This window comes from Pseudomonas sp. SDO524_S393 (assembly GCF_054071875.1).
In genome coordinates this window covers 1-2103 of the sequence record NZ_JBSVVZ010000146.1, presented here as the reverse complement: position 1 = coordinate 2103, position 2103 = coordinate 1, and the positions used below count along the sequence as shown (strand labels likewise).

Here is a 2103-nt window from a genome sequence, read left to right as displayed (position 1 = left end):
GATAGAACTGGTGACTGACACACCGCTTTCGCGAGCAAGCCCGCTCCCACATTCAGCTCCGGCTTACACCCTGAGCCTTGCACCACCCATCTCTTTTTCGCGAGGTTTTGCCATGCAAACGCTAAGGCGCGTCTGGGAGCACCTGGAGGAAGGCTTCATCGCTTTCCTGCTGGCCGCCATGACCCTGGTGACTTTCGTCTACGTCATGCTCAACAACATCTACACGCTGTTCTTTTCCCTGGCGGACAAATGGACGTTCACCAGTGACTTCTTCAATGCCCTGGGCGATGGATCGATGACCTGGGCCCAGGACATGACCTGGAGCGTGGCGCTGACCAAGGCCATGTTCGGTTGGCTGATCTTCTTCGGTATTTCCTACGGCGTGCGCACTGCCGGCCACTTGGGCGTGGACGCGCTGGTCAAGCTGACCAGGCGCCCGGTGCAGCGCATTCTCGGCATGCTGGCCTGCCTGTGCTGCCTGGCCTATGCCGGGCTGTTCATGATCGCCAGCTACAAGTGGGTCAGTGCGGTGATGACCGCCCATATCGGCGCCGAAGACCTCGACCAGTACGGCGTGGACGTCGGCGATATCGTGGTGATCGTGCCCATCGGTTTCGCCATGGTGTTCATCCGCTACCTGGAAATTTTCTACCGCATCTTTACCCACCGTCAGGTCGGGTTGGGGCTGGCCGACGAGGCCGGTGAGGCCAGCAAGTTGGCCGGCAGCCATGAGGAGCGTCACTGATGGCCGTGCTCTGTCTGTTTCTGCTGTTGTTCGTGTTCATGTTCCTCGGCGTGCCGATCGCGATTTCCCTCGGGTTGTCCGGTGCGGTGTCGATCCTCATGTTCAGCCAGGACTCGGTGAGTTCCCTGGCGATCAAGCTGTTCGAGACCTCCGACGCCTACACCTTCCTGGCGATCCCGTTCTTCCTGTTGTCCGGGGCGTTCATGACCACCGGCGGCGTGGCGCAGCGGCTGATCGACTTCGCCAACGCCTGTGTCGGCCACATCCGAGGCGGCCTGGCCATCGCGGCGGTGCTGGCGTGCATGCTGTTCGCGGCACTGTCGGGCTCCTCGCCGGCCACGGTGGCGGCGGTCGGTTCGATTGCCGTGGCGGGCATGGTGCGTTCCGGTTACCCGAAGGAGTTCGGTGCCGGGATCATCTGCAACGCCGGTACCCTGGGCATCCTGATTCCGCCGTCGATCGTGATGGTGGTGTACTCGGCGGCCACGGAAACCTCGGTGGGCAAGCTGTTCATGGCCGGGGTGATTCCCGGGATCCTGCTGGGCCTGATGCTGATGGTGGCGATCTATATCGTCGCGCGCATCAAGAAGCTGCCGGCGCAGCCACGGGCGACCTTCCGTGAGTGGTTGCGCTGCGCACGTCGTGCGTTCTGGGGCCTGTTGCTGCTGGTGATCATCCTCGGCGGGATCTACAGCGGCATGTTCACCCCGACCGAAGCGGCGGCGGTGGCAGCGGTGTACTCGGCGTTCGTCGCGCTGTTCATCTACAAGGACATGAAGTTCCGCGATTGCCCCAAGGTGCTGCTAGAGTCCGGGCGCCTGGCGATCATGCTGATGTTCATCATCGCCAACGCCATGCTGTTCGCCCATGTGCTGACCACTGAGCAGATCCCCCAGGAAATCACCGCGTGGGTGATCTCGGAAGGGCTGACGCCGATCGGGTTCCTGATCATGGTCAACATTGTGCTGCTGGTGGCGGGCAGTTTCATGGAGCCGTCGGCCATCGTGCTGATCCTGGCGCCGATCTTCTTCCCGATCGCCATGAAGCTGGGCATCGACCCGATTCACCTGGGCATCGTGATGGTGGTCAACATGGAAATCGGCCTGGTGCATCCACCGGTGGGGCTGAACCTGTTCGTGACTTCGGCGGTAACCGGCCTGAGCCTGGGGCAGACCATCCGCGCGGCGCTGCCGTGGCTGATGATCCTGCTGGTGTTCCTGATCATGGTCACCTACCTGCCGTTCATCTCCCTGGCGTTGCCGCATTGGTTGGGGATGTAAGCCGGCTTAAAACGGTGGGAGCGGGCTTGCTCGCGAATGCGGAGTGCCAGTCGATACATGTTTGACTGATCCACCGCT

At 61.9% G+C, this 2103-nt stretch carries 2 protein-coding genes; both read left to right on the top strand.

Going from position 1 to position 2103, the window contains the following annotated elements:
- The first annotated feature begins 112 nt into the window (after nt 1-112).
- Nucleotides 113-745: a TRAP transporter small permease gene (locus tag ACW9IB_RS29395; protein ID WP_457416818.1), complete on the top strand. Its 633-nt coding sequence runs from the start codon at nt 113-115 to the stop codon at nt 743-745.
- On the top strand, nt 745-2025 hold the full coding sequence (dctM, locus tag ACW9IB_RS29390) for a C4-dicarboxylate TRAP transporter large permease protein DctM (RefSeq protein WP_457368055.1): 1281 nt from the start codon (nt 745-747) through the stop codon (nt 2023-2025). Before ACW9IB_RS29395 ends, dctM begins: the two co-directional genes overlap by 1 nt.
- Nucleotides 2026-2103 lie beyond the last annotated feature (78 nt).